Below are 14,721 nucleotides of genomic sequence, written 5' to 3'. Positions count from 1 at the left end.
GGTCACTCGGCCAGCATGCGGATGCTGGTCGGCACCATCTGGCCGGGGTACTCGAACTCCGCACCCTGCTGCCACGTCTTGCCCACGGTGTTGGCGAAGGGCACCACGTCGGCGGCGGCGACCAGGTTCGACTCCGCCTCCAGCCAGGTGTCGCAGCCCTCCTGCCCGACCATCGCGGAGGCGTCCTGGACGCCGGCCTCGTAGTCGTCGTTGGCGATGCCGGCGAAGTTCGTCCCGCCCTCGTCGATGCCGGGCCCGGAGAGGAACGGCACGAGCTGGTCGGGGCTGTTGACGTTGAGCGGCAGCCAGGCGATGTCCCAGTCGCCGGTGCCGAAGACGGTCTGCTGGATCGCCGTGCCGTTCTGCGGCTTGGGCTTCACCGTGACCCCGGCGGCCTTCCACTGCTGCACCGCCAGCTCCGCCGCGGCGCCGACGCCGCTGCCGCCGCTGGGGTCGAAGAGGAAGGTCAGCTCCGGCAGGTCGGCGGCGGAGAGCACCTGCGCGGCGGCGTCGGTGTCCTGCGCGGGGAGCGCCCCGCTCACCGAGTCGCCGGGGCAGGCGACCGGGTCGAGCGCGGCCAGGGTCGTGGCCGGACCGCCCTCGCCGGAGGTGAGCACCCGCTGCAGCTCCTCGAGGTCCAGCGCCTGGGTGAGCGCGAGGCGCACCTCCGGGTCGCTGGTGGCACGGCCCTCGGCCTGGTTGTAGAACTGCTCGCCGCTCAGCGTCGCGGTGTCGTACGACGTCAGGCCGGCGCCCTCGAGCCGCTTGGCGTCGGGCCCGGTGACGACGGCCCCGTTGAGCTGGCCGGACAGCAGCAGGTTCGCGGCGGTCGACTCGTTCTGCACGATCTTGACCACGATGGTGTCGGGCATGCCCTCGGTGTCGGTCGAGGCGCCGTCGGGGCCCCACGTGTAGCCCTCGCGGATGGCGTAGGTGTAGCTGTCGCCCGGCGCCGCCTCGGTGAGCTCGTAGGGACCGGTGCCGTTGCTCTGGTCGGCGAGGGACGCGCGGTCCTCCAGCCCGGCCGCGCAGATGATCGGCACGTTGGCCAGTCCCTGCAGGGCGAACGGCGCCGGCTCGGCGAGCGTCACGGTGACCGTGCCGGCGGCCTCGTCGGCCGTCGCCTCGACCCCGACCGGCAGGAACGTGCCGAGGAAGGGGCTCTTGTTCTTCGGGTCCGCGACGTGCTCGAGATTGGCGACCACGTCGGCCGCGGTCAGCTCCGAGCCGTCGGAGCAGGTGATGCCCTCCTCGAGGGTGAGCTCGATCGTGGTGCCGTCGACCTCCCAGTCCGACGCCAGCCCCGAACGGATCTCGCCGCTCTCGAAGTCGATGTTCAGCAGCCGGTCGTAGGGCAGCTGGCTGACGCTGAACAGCGCGCTGGACACCGACGACTGCGGGTCGAGGTTCCCCGGGTCGGCGTTGATGGCCATCGTGAAGGTCCCGCCGTCCACGACGTCGCCGCCACCGCCACCGCCCTCCCCGCCGCCGCCCGAGCCGCCGCCGGTGGCGCCGCAGCCCACCAGTGCGGCCGCGGCCAGGCACAGTCCCAACGGTGCAGCCATTCGGTTCATCGCGGTTCCCCTGTCGGTGGTGGAGATCTGGGTGGTGCGGGTGGGTGGTGCGGGGGTGGAGGTGCGGGTCAGGCGCGCTGGAAGGCGCGGCCGAGGTGCAGGTAGCGGGCGTGCCCCGAGCCGTCGTCGCCCAGGAAGTTGTGGGGCATGTGCATCCCGCGGTCCGGCTCGAGCGGGATCAGGCTGTCGGGCCCGAAGGGCACCAGCTCGGTCGGCGGCTCCGGGGGCATGTCGGCGAAGACACCCTTGTACACGGTGTCGAGCCAGATCCGCTGGTCGTCGTCCTGGCGCACGACCAGGTCGAGCACCTCGGCGGAGTAGGTGCCGACGTACCGGCTCGCGTCGACCGGCTCGTGCTCGAGCGGCGGCGTGGGCAGCGTGGGGATGGCGGTGCCGCCGAGCTCGGCGACCAGGCGCCCGACGACGTCGTGGTAGAGCGCGAAGACGTCGCCGCCGTTGGTCAGCAGCGCGACGGCCAGGCCGGCCTCGGGCACCATCCGCAGGAAGGCGCTCTGCCCGATGGTGTTGCCGTCGTGGCCCACGACGTCGCCCTCGGGCATGTCGAAGCGCTCGAAACCCAGGCCCCACGAGGAGCCCATGATCCCGGTGTACGGGACCTCCACGGCGCGGGCCTGCATCCGCGCGGCGGTCCCGGGGGCGAGCACCTGCTCGCCGGTGGCGGAGCGGCCGTCCTCGAGGTGCATCCGGGCGAAGGTCACCAGGTCGCGCGCCCGCATCGAGAGCATCGTCCCGGCCGGGGAGTTGGACCGGGCCATCGCCCAGATGGGCGCCGGCTCGTACGGCGCGTCGGGCGCCGGCTGGACGTGCCCGACGGCGGCGCGGAAGAGGATCGCCTCGTAGGGGCTGGTCGCGGCGTGGGTGAGCCCGAGCGGTGCGAAGAGGTGCTCGCGCAGGCACGCGTCGTACGTCTTCTCGCGCAGCACCTCGACGAGGCGGCCGAGCAGGCAGTAGCCGGCGTTGTTGTAGGAGAACTGCTGGCCGGGCGGGAAGAGCTGCGGCACGTCGGCCAGCACCTCGACGTACTTCTCGATCGCGTCGTCGCCGGGGCCGGTGTCGGTGAAGATGTCGCCCTCGAACCCCGCGGTGTGGTTCAGCAGCTGGCGCACCGTGATCGACGCGGCGGCGTCGGCGTCGCGCAGCCGCAGCGCCGGCAGGTGCTGCTGGACCCGGTCGTCGAGGTCCAGCAGGCCCTCGTCGACCAGCTGCATGACCAGGGTGCTGGTCCACAGCTTGGTGATCGAGCCGATCTGGAAGACCGAGTCCGTGGTGGCCTCGACGCCGGTGGCCGTGCTGAGGAGGCCGGTCGCGCCGTCGACGACCGCCCCGTCCTTGAGGACGGCCCAGGCTGCGCCCGGGACGTCGTGCTTCGCCAGGAGGGCCGGCATCGACTCGTCGAGCCAGCGCTGCACGTCGCTGAGTGAGGTCACCTCCTGGACGCTAGGAGCCGCCCCCGCCGCCGTGTTGGTCGAGCCGCACGACTTCGGCGGCGCCTGTCTGTCGCCGCCGACAAGGCGCTCGTCACGCCGGCGCCACCTCGGCGTCGAGCACGCCGGCCCGGGACTGGAGCGCGCAGAGGACCGAGCGCACCCGCTGGTCGCGCCCGCGGACCACCGCCTCGAAGCGCAGCCGGCCGCCGTCGTCCTCGACCAGCGACGCGGAGCGGACGTCGAGCGCGCGCCGCGCCATCAGGGAGGAGACCACCAGCAGCGGGGCGTCGCAGGTGGCGTCGAAGACCACGCTGAGCCGCTCCCAGGCGGGCGTCGTCCGGGTCGGCGTCATCGTCATGGCGGCTCCCTCTGTACGGCGGGGGCTCCCGCCGGGCGATCTGGAGGCCTCAGCGTGCGAGGGCGCTGCAGGGAGGTCAAGCCAGCGCGCGACTAGTGTGCATCCTGCCAACCAAGCGCTCCCCGAGCCGGACGGAAGTGGTCACCGTGCCAACCATCGATCGTCTCGACGTCGAGATCCTCGCCCGGCTCACCGCGAACGCCCGGGTCGGCGTCGCCGAGCTCGCCTCGGCCCTCGGCGTGAGCCGCACGACGGTGCAGCTGCGGATGCGCCGGCTCGAGACCGAGGGGATCCTGCTCGGCTTCCAACCGGTCATCGACCTCTCCCGCGTGGGGCTCCCGGTGCGGGCCACGGTCACCCTCGAGATCGACCAGCGGCTGATGGGCGCGATCGTCGAGGGGCTCAGCGCCCTGCCCGAGGTGCTGGAGGTCCGCATCCAGGCCGGCCGCGAGGACCTCCTGGCCCAGGTCGCGATCGCCTCCCTCGAGGAGCTGCAGCAGCTGACCGCCTCGATCGTCGCGATCGACGGCGTCCGCAAGACCACCTCGACGTTCACCGTCGCCACCCCGGTCCCCCACCGCGTGCAGCCGCTGCTGGACAAGCTCACCCGCACCGCCGGCTGGGGACGCTCCACCCCCACCGCCCCGGGCGGGTGAGCGGCCGGATCCGCCTCGACCCCCGTCAGGGGACGCGGGCCGCCGCGGCGTCCTGGGCGGAGCGGGGCCGGAGGTCCAGGGTCCCGAGGGCGAGGTCGGCGACGACGAGCAGCAGCACCCCGACCATCGCGTCGAGCCACCAGTGGTTGGCCGTCACCACCACGATCGCGGTGGTGAGCACCGCGTGGCCGGCCGCGACGACCGCCAGCCACCGCGGACCGGTCCGCGCGACGACGTACGCGATGAGCACCGCCCAGCCGACGTGGAGGCTGGGCATGGCGGCGAACTGGTTGGCGACGTCCGCGCTGGCGCCCTCGTACGGCGAGGGGCCGAAGCGCGTCATCGTGTCGACGAACCCCAGCTCGGGGAACATCCGCGGCGGCGCGAGCGGGAACAGCGTGTGGATGGCCAGCGCCGCGCCGGTCTGGATGGTCAGCAGGTTGCGGGCCCACCGGTACTCCGCGCGCGAGCGGCGCGCGAAGCCCCAGACGAGGAACGCGACCATCAACGGGAAGTGCACGGCGGTGTAGTAGCTGTTCGCCGCCCGGAACAGCGCCTCGGACGCCACCGCCGCCTGGATCGCCGCCTCCGACGGCAGCCGCAGGACCGTCTCGGCGTGGTGCACGAGCTCCCCGTGCTGCAGCGCGAGGGACTCGCGGCCGGCGATCAGCCCGCGGCCCGCCTTGTAGAGCCCGAAGAGCACCAGCACGAGCAGCAGCTCGGCGGCCGCGTCCCGGACGAGTCGCAGCCGCGACCGGCTCGGAGGGGCGGTCGGTTCGGCGGCGAGGTCGGTGCGGACGGCGGACATGGTGTGGCGGCGGGCTCCCGTGCGGACGGCGATGTCGACCTCCCACTGTGGGCTCGCCCGGCCCGGTCCGTCCAGGGCGGACACCCGTCTTCTTGGTCACCAGCCCGGTGCAACGCCGGAACGGCCCCCGCTCAGCCGGGCTGGTGCTGCAGCCGCCCGAGCGGGGCCGCGGCGTTCACGGCCTCGTCGAGCAGGTCGGCGGCCACGCGGGCCGCCTGGACCCGGATCTCCGGGATCGCCGTGGACTCCCAGAGCTCGCCGCGCCGCAGGGCGCCCAGCGTCCACACCGGCTGCAGGTCGCCGGTCGCGTCGACGACCCGGCCGTCCAGCGTCGCGAGCCCCAGGCCGAGCGGGTCGGTCGCGGCGAGGGCGGACGTGCCGTCCAGCCCGAGCAACGAGTCCAGGACCGGGTCGCCGAGGCGGCGCAGGTCCGAGCGCGGGCCGGTGCAGTTGACCAGCCAGCGGGCGGTGACCCGCTCGCCTCCGGCGAGCTCCACGACCCAGCCGTCGCGGGCGGGCTCGACGCCGACGACGCCGCCGGCGCGGACCTCCAGGCGGCCCTCCTCGGCGGCCTCGTCGACCACCGACGCGGTCGACGGGGGCATCCGGTGTCGGTGCACCCCCCAGGTCCCCGCCACCTCGCGGAGGAACGTCGCCCGGTCGGCGGCGTCCAGCCGCGCCCAGAGGTCGGCCACGCGGTAGCGGATGCCGTCGACCGCGGGTCGCCAGTCGCCCCGGGTGGCCACGACGTCGTCGAGGTGCTCGGCGACCGCCGCGCGCACCTCGGCGAGCGTGCCGCCCCAGCCGGTCACGTCCGGGACGACCTCGCCGAGGTAGCTCCCGGCGTGCGGCTGCGGCAGCCGGCCGGCGCGCGAGCAGGCGACCACGCGGCGCTCCGGCGAGGACCCGAGGATGCTCACGGCCACGTCCACCATCGTCAGGCCGGTCCCGACCACGACGACGTCGCCGCCACCGTCCACGACCGGCGCGAGCGCGCCGGGGAGCCAGGGGTCGGCGACGTACCGCTCCTGGCCGGTGAGGTCGCGGGGCGCCCAGTCCTCGCCGACGCTCGGCAGCCCGGTGGCGAGCACCAGCCGGTCGCCGTCGACGACGGCGCCGTCCGCGAGGGTCACCCGGACGCCGTCGCCGGCGCGGTCGACGGCGGTCGCGGCGCACCGCACGTGCCGCACGGAGACCAGGTCGCCGGCGTCCGCGAGGGCCGCCGCGAGCCGCTCGCGCAGGTAGCGCGCCCACTCGCGCCGCGGTGCGAACCAGTACGGCGCCGCCCCCTCGGCCAGCAGGCCCTGGGTCACGCACCAGTCGACGAAGTCGAAGCGGTGCTCGGCGTCCACGGACATGCCGGACGCCGGGACGTTGAGCAGGTGGCGCGGGTCGGTCGTGCTGAACGCCGCGCCGCTGACCTGCTCGCCCGGGTCCAGCAGGACCACGTCGACCGGCTCGAGGGGGCCCCCGCGCCCGTCCCGGTGCGCCACCGCGCCGCGGGCGAGGTGGAGCAGCACCAGCGATCCGGCCGCGCCGCCGCCGACGACCACGACGCGCATCAGCGGGACCTCCGGAGCGAGGACGGGACGACGTGTTCCAAAGTCACCTTGTTCACTCTACTCCAGCGACTTGGTGACAGCACCGGCCGGCGGCCCGGCGCGTCGGCCGCTCGTCGTGGACGTCCCTACCGCTCCGGGTCGACGGGGTCCGTGCGCGGCCTCCGGCTCGATCCCGCGCCGGCCCCGATCGCGAGGCCGACCCCGATGCCGATGGCGACGAAGGCGGCGTTGCCGGTCATCACGAAGAGCCCGATGCCGAGCGCGGCGCCCACGCCCAGCCCGTTCTCCGCCGGGGTCGACTCCCTGCCTCTCCAGTCCATGCCGGCGACCGTACGGCACCGCCCCCGGGCGCCCCGGACGACGAGGAGCCGCGTGCGCGGCTACTCCGCGCGCCCGGCGGGGCCTGGCGCGCGCCACCGGCGCACGGCGAGCACGAGCCAGAACACCGCCACGGCCGCCCACGCGACCGCCCGGAGCACGTCCCCGTCCTGGACCTGTCCGACAAGGACGACCAGGCTGGACACCACCAGCACGGTCAGCAGGAGCCGCTTCGGCGCGCTCGCCCACCGCCGCGTCACCCGGCCGGGTGGAAGCGGTAGCCCATGCCGGGCTCGGTGGTGAACAGCCGCGGGTGCGCCGGGTCCGCCTCGAGCTTGCGGCGGATGCTGGCCAGGTGCACGCGCAGGTAGTTCGTCTGCCGCGCGTACGCCGGCCCCCACACCTCGTGCAGCAGCGTCGACTGGCGGACGAGCCGGCCGCCGCCGCGGACCAGCTGCTCGACGATGCGCCACTCGATCGGGGTCAGGTGGACCTCGACGCCGTCGCGCAGCGCGCGGGAGTCGGTCACGTCCAGCACCAGCCCGTCGACCTCCACGCGCAGGGGCGGCTCCGCGGTGCCGGCCCGCCGGGCCGCCGCCCGGACCCGGGCCAGCAGCTCCTCGACCGAGAACGGCTTGGTGATGAAGTCGTCGGCGCCGAGGTCGAGGGCCTCCACCTTGTCGTCGGAGCCGGTGCGCGCCGAGACCACGATCACCGGGACCTGGCTCACGGCCCGCAGCCCGCGCAGCACCGCGGTGCCGTCCAGGTCGGGCAGGCCCAGGTCGAGCAGGACGACGTCGGGCTCGCGCTCCCCGACGACCTGCAGGGCCGAGCGACCGTCGGCCGCCGTCTCGACCTCGTAGTCACGCGCGCGCAGGTTGATCGAGAGGGTGCGACGCATCGCGGGGTCGTCGTCGACGACGAGGACGAAGGTCATGGCTGCTCCTCGCAGGGCACCGGGACCGGCGCCTGCAGCTCGAGGACGAAGGTCAGGCCACCGCCCGGCGTCTCCTCGGTGCTGATCGTGCCACCCATGGCCTCGGTGAAGCCCCGGGCCACGGCCAGCCCGAGCCCGACGCCGTCCCTGCCGGGGACGTCGCCGAGCCGCTGGAACGGCGCGAAGATCCGCTCGTGGTCCTCGCCGCCGACCCCGGGCCCGCTGTCGGCGATGCGCAGGGTGACCCGCTCGGGCCCGACGGCGGCGTCGATCCGGATCCCCGCCTCGGGCGGGGTGTACTTCAGCGCGTTGTCGCAGATGTTGGCCACCACCCGGTCGAGGAGGCCGGCGTCGGCCAGCACCGCGACGTCGTCGGCCACCTCGACCAGGACCCGGCCGCCTCCGTCGAGCACCCCGACGGCGCCGCGCACGACCGAGGCGAGCGAGACCTCGGCGAGGGCCACCCGCAGCGTGCCGGTGGCCAGCCGGCTCATGTCGAGCAGGTTGGAGACGAGCGCCGCGAGGTGGTCGGTGGAGTCCTCGATCGTCTCCAGGAGGTCGGTGCGGTCCTGGTCGGACAGCCGCAGCTCGGGGGTCCGCAGGGTGGAGACCGCGACCTTCACCGCCGCCAGCGGCGAGCGGAGGTCGTGGGACACCGCGGCGAGCAGGGCGGTGCGGGTCCGGTCGGTCTCGGCGAGCCGCAGCCGCTCGACCTCCGCGGACGTCGCGCGGCGGCGGTCGTCCATGACGCGGGCGTACGCCGCGTAGGCGTTGAACAGCCCACGGTCGGTCGCCGGGAGGTCGGCGCCGGCGAGCACCAGCGTCGTGCGCTCGTCGATCGCGGCGACCATGGCTGCGCCCTCCGGCGTCGTCGGCACGTCGCCGTGCCCGGCGACCACCTCCTCGGCGCCGTCGTCGCCGCGGCGCAGGACGGCGGCCCCACGGGCACCGAAGAGCTCGCAGGAGGACGCGAGCAGCCCGTCGAGGTCGTCGCTGGCGGTCAGCAGGCTGTGCGAGAGCGCGGTGAGGGCGTCGGCCTCGGCGCGCGCCCGCACCGCCTGGGCGGTGCGCCGCGCAGCGGTGTCGACCACGGTGGCGACCGCGATGCCGACCAGCACGAAGATCAGGATCGCGACCGCGTTCTCCGGCTCGTCGATGGTGAGCGTGTAGAGCGGCGGGGTGAACAGCACGTTGAGCAGCACGCCGCTGCCCACCGCGGAGACGACGGCCGGGACCAACCCGCCGACCAGCGCGGTGGCGACCACGACGACCATGAGCACCATCGCCTCGGTGGGCAGCCCGTGCACCTCGTCGGTCCAGGCCAGCAGGGCGCTGACCAGCAGCGGCCCCAGCACGCCGAGCACGAACCCGGCCAGGCGGCGGCGCCGGCTCAGCGCCTCCGGCGGCCGCCACGTCGTCCGGGCCCGCGCGTGGTCGTGGGTGACGATGTGGATGTCGATGTCGCCCGCCCCGGCGATCACCCGCTCCCCCACGCCGGGCCGCAGCAGGGTGGAGACCCGGCCGCGCCGGCTGGCGCCGACGATGAGCTGCGTGGCGTTCTCCGCGCGGGCGAAGGCGAGGATCGCCTCGGCCGGGTCGTCCCCGACCGCGGTGTGCAGCGTGCCGCCGAGGTCCTCGGCCTTGGCCCGCAGCGCCGCCAGCCGGTCCGGCGAGGTGGCGCTCAGCCCGTCGTTGCGGGCGACGTACAGCGCCCGCCACTCGGTGCCGGACCCCCGCGACGCGATCCGGGCGGCGCGCCGCATCAGCGTCGCCGACTCCGGGCCGCCGGTGACGGGGACGACCAGGCGCTCGCGCGCCGGCCACGTGGAGTCGATGCGGTGCTGGCTGCGGTAGCGCTCCATCCCCTCCTCGACCCGGTCGGCCAGCCACAGCAGGGCCAGCTCCCGCAGCGCGGTCAGGTTGCCCTCGCGGAAGTACTTCGCCAGGGCGGCGTCGACCTTCTCGGGGGCGTAGACGTTGCCGTGCGCCATCCGCCGGCGCAGCGCCTGCGGGCTCATGTCGACCAGCTCGATCTGGTCCGCCGAGCGCACCACCTCGTCCGGCACGGTCTCCCGCTGCCGGACGCCGGTGATGGCCTCCGTGGCGTCGTTGAGCGACTCCAGGTGCTGGATGTTGACCGTCGTGACGACCTCGATGCCCGCCGCCCGGATCGCCTCGATGTCCTGCCACCGCTTCTCGAAGCGGCTGCCGGGGACGTTGGTGTGGGCGAGCTCGTCGACGAGCACCACGGCCGGCGACCGGGCCAGGACGGCGTCGAGGTCCATCTCCTCGTGCGCCGTGCCCCGGTAGGTCATCGTGCGGCGCGGGACCACCTCGAGCCCCTCGACGGCCTCGACCGTCCGGGGCCGCTGGTGGGTCTCGACGTACCCGACCACCACGTCGGTGCCCCGCTCGAGGCGCCGGTGGCCCTCGTCGAGCATCGCCATCGTCTTGCCGACGCCCGGCGCAGCGCCGAGGTAGACGCGCAGCCGGCCTCGCTCGGGGCGCGCGGCGCCGTCCCCCCTGCCGCCCACGCCGTCCTCCACGGGCTCCATCCTGCCGGGGGTCACCCCCGCCGCTCGACGAGGGCGAGGTTGAGCTCGAGCACGTTGACCCCGGGCTCGCCGAGGAAGCCGAGCCCGCGGCCGTCGGTGTGCTCCTCGACCAGGTCCTCGACCTCCGCGAGGTCCAGGCCCGCGGCGCGGGCGACGCGCGGAGCCTGCAGCGCGGCGTACTCCGGGGAGATGTGCGGGTCGAGGCCGGAGCCGGACGCGGCGACCGCGTCCGCGGGCACCTCCGCCGGGTCGACGCCCTCGCGCTCGGCCACCTCGGCGCGGCGCTCGGCGATCAGGTCCAGCAGGTCCTCGTTGGAGGGGCCGAGGTTGCTGGGCGCGGACGCGAGGCTGTCGTGGTCGTTGGCCGAGGGCCGGGAGCGGAAGAGCTCGTCGTCCTCGAACTGCTGGCCCAGCAGCCGGGACCCGACCACCTCGCCGTCGAAGGTGACCGGCTGGCCGGCGGCGCGGTCGCCGAGGACCTGGCCGACGCCCCACACGGCGGTCGGGTAGCCGATGCCGAGGACGACGGTGAGGACGAGCAGGAGACGCAGGCCCGCGAGGCTCTGGCGGGCGAGGTCGGTGAGCAGTGTGGTGAGCATGGTGGTCAGCCGATCCCTGGGATGGTGGAGACGACGAGGTCGATGAGCTTGATGCCGACGAACGGCACGACGACGCCGCCGACACCGAAGACGAGCATGTTGCGGCGCAGGATCGCGGTGGCCGACGCGGCGCGGAACCGCACGCCGCGCAGGGCGAGCGGGATGAGCGCGACGATGACCAGCGCGTTGAAGACGACCGCCGAGAGGATCGCCGACTGCGGCGTGGCCAGCCCCATGATGTTGAGCGCGTCGAGCGAGGGGTAGGCCACCACGAACATCGCCGGGATGATCGCGAAGTACTTCGCCACGTCGTTGGCGATGGAGAACGTCGTCAGCGCGCCGCGGGTGATGAGCAGCTGCTTGCCGATCGCGACGATGTCGATGAGCTTGGTCGGGTCGGAGTCGAGGTCGACCATGTTGCCGGCCTCCTTGGCCGCCGCCGTCCCGCTGTTCATCGCGACGCCGACGTCCGCGGCGGCCAGCGCCGGGGCGTCGTTGGTGCCGTCGCCGGTCATCGCGACCAGCCGGCCACCGGCCTGCTCCTTGCGGATGTAGGCCATCTTGTCCTCGGGCGTGGCCTCGGCGAGGAAGTCGTCGACACCCGCTTCGTCGGCGATGGCACGGGCGGTCAGGGCGTTGTCGCCGGTGATCATCACCGTGCGGATGCCCATCGAGCGGAGCTCGGCGAACCGCTCGGTCATGCCGTCCTTGACGACGTCCTTGAGGTGCACGACGCCGAGCACCCGGCCCGGGCCGCCCGCGGCGCCGCCCGGCTTGCAGGCGATGACCAGCGGCGTGCCGCCGGCGCGCGAGATCTCCTCCACGGCGTCGGTCACGGCCGGCTCCGGCGTGCCGCCGAGCCAGGTCGCGACGGCGGTCGCGGCGCCCTTGCGGACCTCCGTGCCGTCGGCCAGGTCGACGCCCGACATCCGGGTCTGGGCGGTGAACTCGACGAACGTCGCCCCGGAGGGAAGGTCGCCGTCGTCGGCGCCCTGCTGGAGGGCCAACTCCACGATCGAGCGCCCCTCGGGCGTCTGGTCGGCGATGCTGGACAGGCGGGCGGTGTCGCGCAGCTCGCCGTCGCTGACCCCCGGCGCCGGGAGGAACCGGCTGGCACGCCGGTTGCCGTAGGTGATCGTGCCGGTCTTGTCGAGCAGCAGCGTGCTGACGTCGCCCGCGGCCTCGACGGCCCGGCCCGACATGGCCAGCACGTTGACCCGCACCAGCCGGTCCATGCCGGCGATGCCGATCGCGGAGAGCAGCGCGCCGATGGTGGTGGGGATCAGGCAGACCAGCAGGGCGACCAGCACCACCAGGTCCTGCGGCGCGCCGGCGTACTCCGCCATCGGCGCGAGCGTCGCCACCGCGGCGAGGAAGACCAGCGTCAGGCTCACCAGGAGGATCGACAGCGCGATCTCGTTGGGGGTACGGCGCCGGGAGGTCCCCTCGACCAGGGCGATCATCTTGTCGAGGAACGTCTCGCCCGCGGCGGCGGTGATCCGGACGACGATCCGGTCCGAGAGCACCGTGGTGCCGCCGGTGACCGCGCTGCGGTCGCCGCCGGCCTCGCGGATGACCGGGGCGGACTCGCCGGTGATCGCCGACTCATCGACCGAGGCGATGCCCTCGACGATCTCGCCGTCACCGGGCACGACCTCGCCGGCCTCGACGACCACCAGGTCGCCGACGCGCAGCTGGGTGCTGGGGACCTGCGTCTCCGCACCGCCCGCGGGGTCGAGCCGGCGCGCCTGGGTGTCGCTCCGGGCGGCCCGCAGCGAGGCGGCCTGCGCCTTGCCGCGCCCCTCGGCGACGGCCTCGGCGAGGTTGCCGAAGACGACGGTCAGCCAGAGCCAGACCGCGAGGCTGACGGCGAACACGCTGGGGTCGGCGACGGCGGCGACGGTGGTCGCCACCGACCCGAGCCACACGAGGAACATGACCGGCGAGCGCCACAGGTGCCGCGGGTCGAGCTTGCGCAGCGCCTCCGGGAGCTGCTCGAGCGCCTGGCCCGCGAGCAGGCGCAGGGTGAGGCGGGGAGCCGGACGGCGGTTCTGCTGCGCCGGCGCTGGGGTGACGGTCATGCGAGGGCCTCTGCGATGGGTCCGAGGGACAGGGCGGGGAAGTAGGTGAGGCCGGTGAGCACGAGGATCACGGCCACGAGGAGCGCCGCGAACAGCGGCTTGTGGGTGGGCAGGGTGCCGGCGGTCGTGGGCACCGTGGCCTGCTCGGCGAGCGAGCCGGCGAGCAGCAGCACCAGGACGATCGGGACCAGCCGGCCGAGCAGCATCGCCAGCCCGATGGTGATCTGGAAGAAGTCCGAGGTGACGGTGATGCCGCCGAAGGCGCTGCCGTTGTTGTTGGCGCCGGAGGTGTAGGCGTAGAGCACCTCGCTGAAGCCGTGGCCGCCGGGGTTGCCCATCGCGTTGGGGGTCGAGCCGAGCGAGATCGCGACGCCGGTGCCGACGAGCACGAGGGCGGGGGTGGTGAGGGTGTAGAGGGCGACGTACGTCATCTGCCGCGAGCCGATCTTCTTGCCGAACAGCTCCGGCGTGCGGCCGACCATCAGCCCGGCGATGAAGACCGCCACGACGGCCATCACGAGGATGCCGTAGATGCCGGATCCCACGCCGCCGGGCGTGATCTCGCCGAGCATCATGTTGACCATGACCGAGCCGCCGCCGGTCGGGGTGAAGGAGTCGTGCGAGGCGTTCACCGCGCCGGTCGACGTACCGGTGGAGACCATGCCGAAGAGGGCCGAGGCCCACTCGCCGAACCGGGTCTCCTTGCCCTCCATCGCCGCACCTGCCGCCTGGGCGGACTGGCCGCGGCCGCCGGCCTCGGCCGCGGTGAGGACGGTCAGGGAGACCGCCATCAGGAACACCATCGTGCCGAGGACCGCGAGGCCCTGCCGGCGGTTGCCGAGCATCGTGCCGAGGGTCCGGGTGAGGCTGATCGGGATCACCAGCATCAGGAAGATCTCGAGCAGGTTCGTGTAGCCGTTGGGGTTCTCGAAGGGGTGCGCGGAGTTGGCGTTGTAGAAGCCGCCGCCGTTGGTGCCGAGCTCCTTGATGGCCTCCTGGCTGGCCACCGGGCCACCGGTCAGCACCTGGCTGTGCCCGGCGAGGGTGTCCATCGTCGAGTCCGAGAAGCTCTGCACGACGCCGCCGGCCATCAGCAGGACGGCCGCGAGGAACGCCATCGGCAGCAGGATCCGCAGCGTGCCGCGGGTGAGGTCGACCCAGAAGTTCCCGATCCGGCCGCTGCGCACCCGGGTGAAGCCCCGGACCAGCGCGACGGCGACCGCGATGCCGACCGCTGCGGAGAGGAAGTTCTGCACCGCCAGGCCGGCCATCTGGGCGGCGAAGCCGAGGGTCGACTCACCGCCGTAGGACTGCCAGTTGGTGTTGGCCACGAACGACGCGGCGGTGTTGAAGGACATCCAGAAGCCCATGCCGGGCAGGTCCCGGTCGAAGGGCAGGTACGCCTGGCCGAGGAGGATCCCCATCAGCACCACGAGGCTGACGAGGGAGAACCCGACCACGCTCACGGCGTAGGACTTGGCCGTCTGGTCGGCCTGGGGGTCGACCCCGGTCAGGCGGTAGAGCGCGCGCTCGGCGCGCAGGTGCTTGCTGCTGGTGAAGACCCGGGCCATGTAGTCGCCGAGGGGCACGTGCACCAGTGCCAGCAGGAGGACGAGGGCCGCTACCTGCAGCAGCCCCGCGACGGTGTCGGACACTAGAAACGCTCCGGGAGGATCAGGGCCGCGAGCAGGTAGGCCGCGATGGCGACGACTGCTGCGACGAGAAGGCCGCTCTCAAGACTCATGCGGCCCAGACAAGACCCGCCGCGGTGCCCCGGACGCCGTCTTGACGCGTTCTTGACGGCCATTGACGCCGTCTTGCCGAC

Annotated in this window: 14 protein-coding genes; 1 reads left to right on the top strand and 13 read right to left on the bottom strand. The window is 73.9% G+C overall.

Annotated features, from left to right (window positions below):
* Nucleotides 1-2: 2 nt before the first annotated feature.
* The 3 genes from OSR43_RS02335 to OSR43_RS02325 form a co-directional block, all read right to left on the bottom strand.
* Nucleotides 3-1,565, bottom strand: coding sequence for an ABC transporter substrate-binding protein (locus tag OSR43_RS02335; RefSeq protein WP_302269383.1), 1,563 nt, complete (start codon nucleotides 1,563-1,565; stop codon nucleotides 3-5).
* Between the two features lie 77 nt (nucleotides 1,566-1,642).
* On the bottom strand, nucleotides 1,643-3,022 hold the full coding sequence (locus OSR43_RS02330) for a serine hydrolase (RefSeq protein WP_302269381.1): 1,380 nt from the start codon (nucleotides 3,020-3,022) through the stop codon (nucleotides 1,643-1,645).
* A 91-nt stretch (nucleotides 3,023-3,113) separates the two neighbouring features.
* Entirely contained in the window at nucleotides 3,114-3,380 is a 267-nt protein-coding gene (locus OSR43_RS02325) for a hypothetical protein (RefSeq protein WP_302269380.1), read from the bottom strand.
* A 146-nt stretch (nucleotides 3,381-3,526) separates the two neighbouring features.
* Here OSR43_RS02325 and OSR43_RS02320 point away from each other — a divergent pair, with 146 nt between their 5' ends.
* Nucleotides 3,527-4,036, top strand: coding sequence for an Lrp/AsnC family transcriptional regulator (locus OSR43_RS02320; protein ID WP_302269379.1), 510 nt, complete (start codon nucleotides 3,527-3,529; stop codon nucleotides 4,034-4,036).
* 25 nt (nucleotides 4,037-4,061) lie between these two features.
* Here the strand turns inward: OSR43_RS02320 and OSR43_RS02315 are convergent, their stop codons facing one another.
* The 10 genes from OSR43_RS02315 to OSR43_RS02270 form a co-directional block, all read right to left on the bottom strand.
* Entirely contained in the window at nucleotides 4,062-4,928 is an 867-nt protein-coding gene (locus tag OSR43_RS02315) for a phosphatase PAP2 family protein (RefSeq protein WP_302269378.1), read from the bottom strand.
* Nucleotides 4,929-4,975: 47 nt separating this feature from the next.
* The gene (locus tag OSR43_RS02310) at nucleotides 4,976-6,406 is read right to left on the bottom strand and encodes an FAD/NAD(P)-binding protein (RefSeq protein ID WP_302269377.1); all 1,431 of its coding nucleotides are present in this window, start codon (nucleotides 6,404-6,406) and stop codon (nucleotides 4,976-4,978) included.
* 125 nt (nucleotides 6,407-6,531) lie between these two features.
* The gene (locus OSR43_RS02305; RefSeq protein WP_302269375.1) at nucleotides 6,532-6,726 is read right to left on the bottom strand and encodes a hypothetical protein; all 195 of its coding nucleotides are present in this window, start codon (nucleotides 6,724-6,726) and stop codon (nucleotides 6,532-6,534) included.
* A gap of 60 nt (nucleotides 6,727-6,786) precedes the next feature.
* The gene (locus OSR43_RS02300) at nucleotides 6,787-6,984 is read right to left on the bottom strand and encodes a hypothetical protein (protein WP_302269374.1); all 198 of its coding nucleotides are present in this window, start codon (nucleotides 6,982-6,984) and stop codon (nucleotides 6,787-6,789) included.
* Nucleotides 6,981-7,661 carry a response regulator gene (locus tag OSR43_RS02295; RefSeq protein ID WP_302269373.1) on the bottom strand — a complete coding sequence of 227 codons (681 nt, stop codon included), beginning with the start codon at nucleotides 7,659-7,661 and terminating at the stop codon, nucleotides 6,981-6,983. Before OSR43_RS02295 ends, OSR43_RS02300 begins: the two co-directional genes overlap by 4 nt.
* The gene (locus tag OSR43_RS02290) at nucleotides 7,658-10,207 is read right to left on the bottom strand and encodes an ATP-binding protein (protein ID WP_302269371.1); all 2,550 of its coding nucleotides are present in this window, start codon (nucleotides 10,205-10,207) and stop codon (nucleotides 7,658-7,660) included. Before OSR43_RS02290 ends, OSR43_RS02295 begins: the two co-directional genes overlap by 4 nt.
* Nucleotides 10,208-10,227: 20 nt before the next feature.
* A complete protein-coding gene (gene kdpC, locus OSR43_RS02285; RefSeq protein ID WP_302269369.1) occupies nucleotides 10,228-10,815 on the bottom strand; it encodes a potassium-transporting ATPase subunit KdpC in 588 nt (195 codons plus the stop codon).
* 5 nt (nucleotides 10,816-10,820) lie between these two features.
* On the bottom strand, nucleotides 10,821-12,896 hold the full coding sequence (kdpB, locus tag OSR43_RS02280) for a potassium-transporting ATPase subunit KdpB (RefSeq protein WP_302269367.1): 2,076 nt from the start codon (nucleotides 12,894-12,896) through the stop codon (nucleotides 10,821-10,823).
* Entirely contained in the window at nucleotides 12,893-14,551 is a 1,659-nt protein-coding gene (gene kdpA / locus OSR43_RS02275) for a potassium-transporting ATPase subunit KdpA (RefSeq protein WP_302269365.1), read from the bottom strand. Before kdpA ends, kdpB begins: the two co-directional genes overlap by 4 nt.
* Nucleotides 14,551-14,640, bottom strand: a complete 90-nt coding sequence (locus tag OSR43_RS02270) for a potassium-transporting ATPase subunit F (protein ID WP_302269363.1) — start codon at nucleotides 14,638-14,640, stop codon at nucleotides 14,551-14,553. The genes kdpA and OSR43_RS02270 overlap by 1 nt, the downstream gene beginning before the upstream one ends.
* Between the last annotated feature and the right edge of the window lie 81 nt (nucleotides 14,641-14,721).

The sequence above is a fragment of the Nocardioides sp. Arc9.136 genome (genome assembly GCF_030506255.1).
Taxonomy (GTDB): domain Bacteria; phylum Actinomycetota; class Actinomycetes; order Propionibacteriales; family Nocardioidaceae; genus Nocardioides.
The sequence above is the reverse complement of the archived record's forward strand: the minus strand, read 5'-3'. Positions and strand labels throughout refer to the sequence as shown.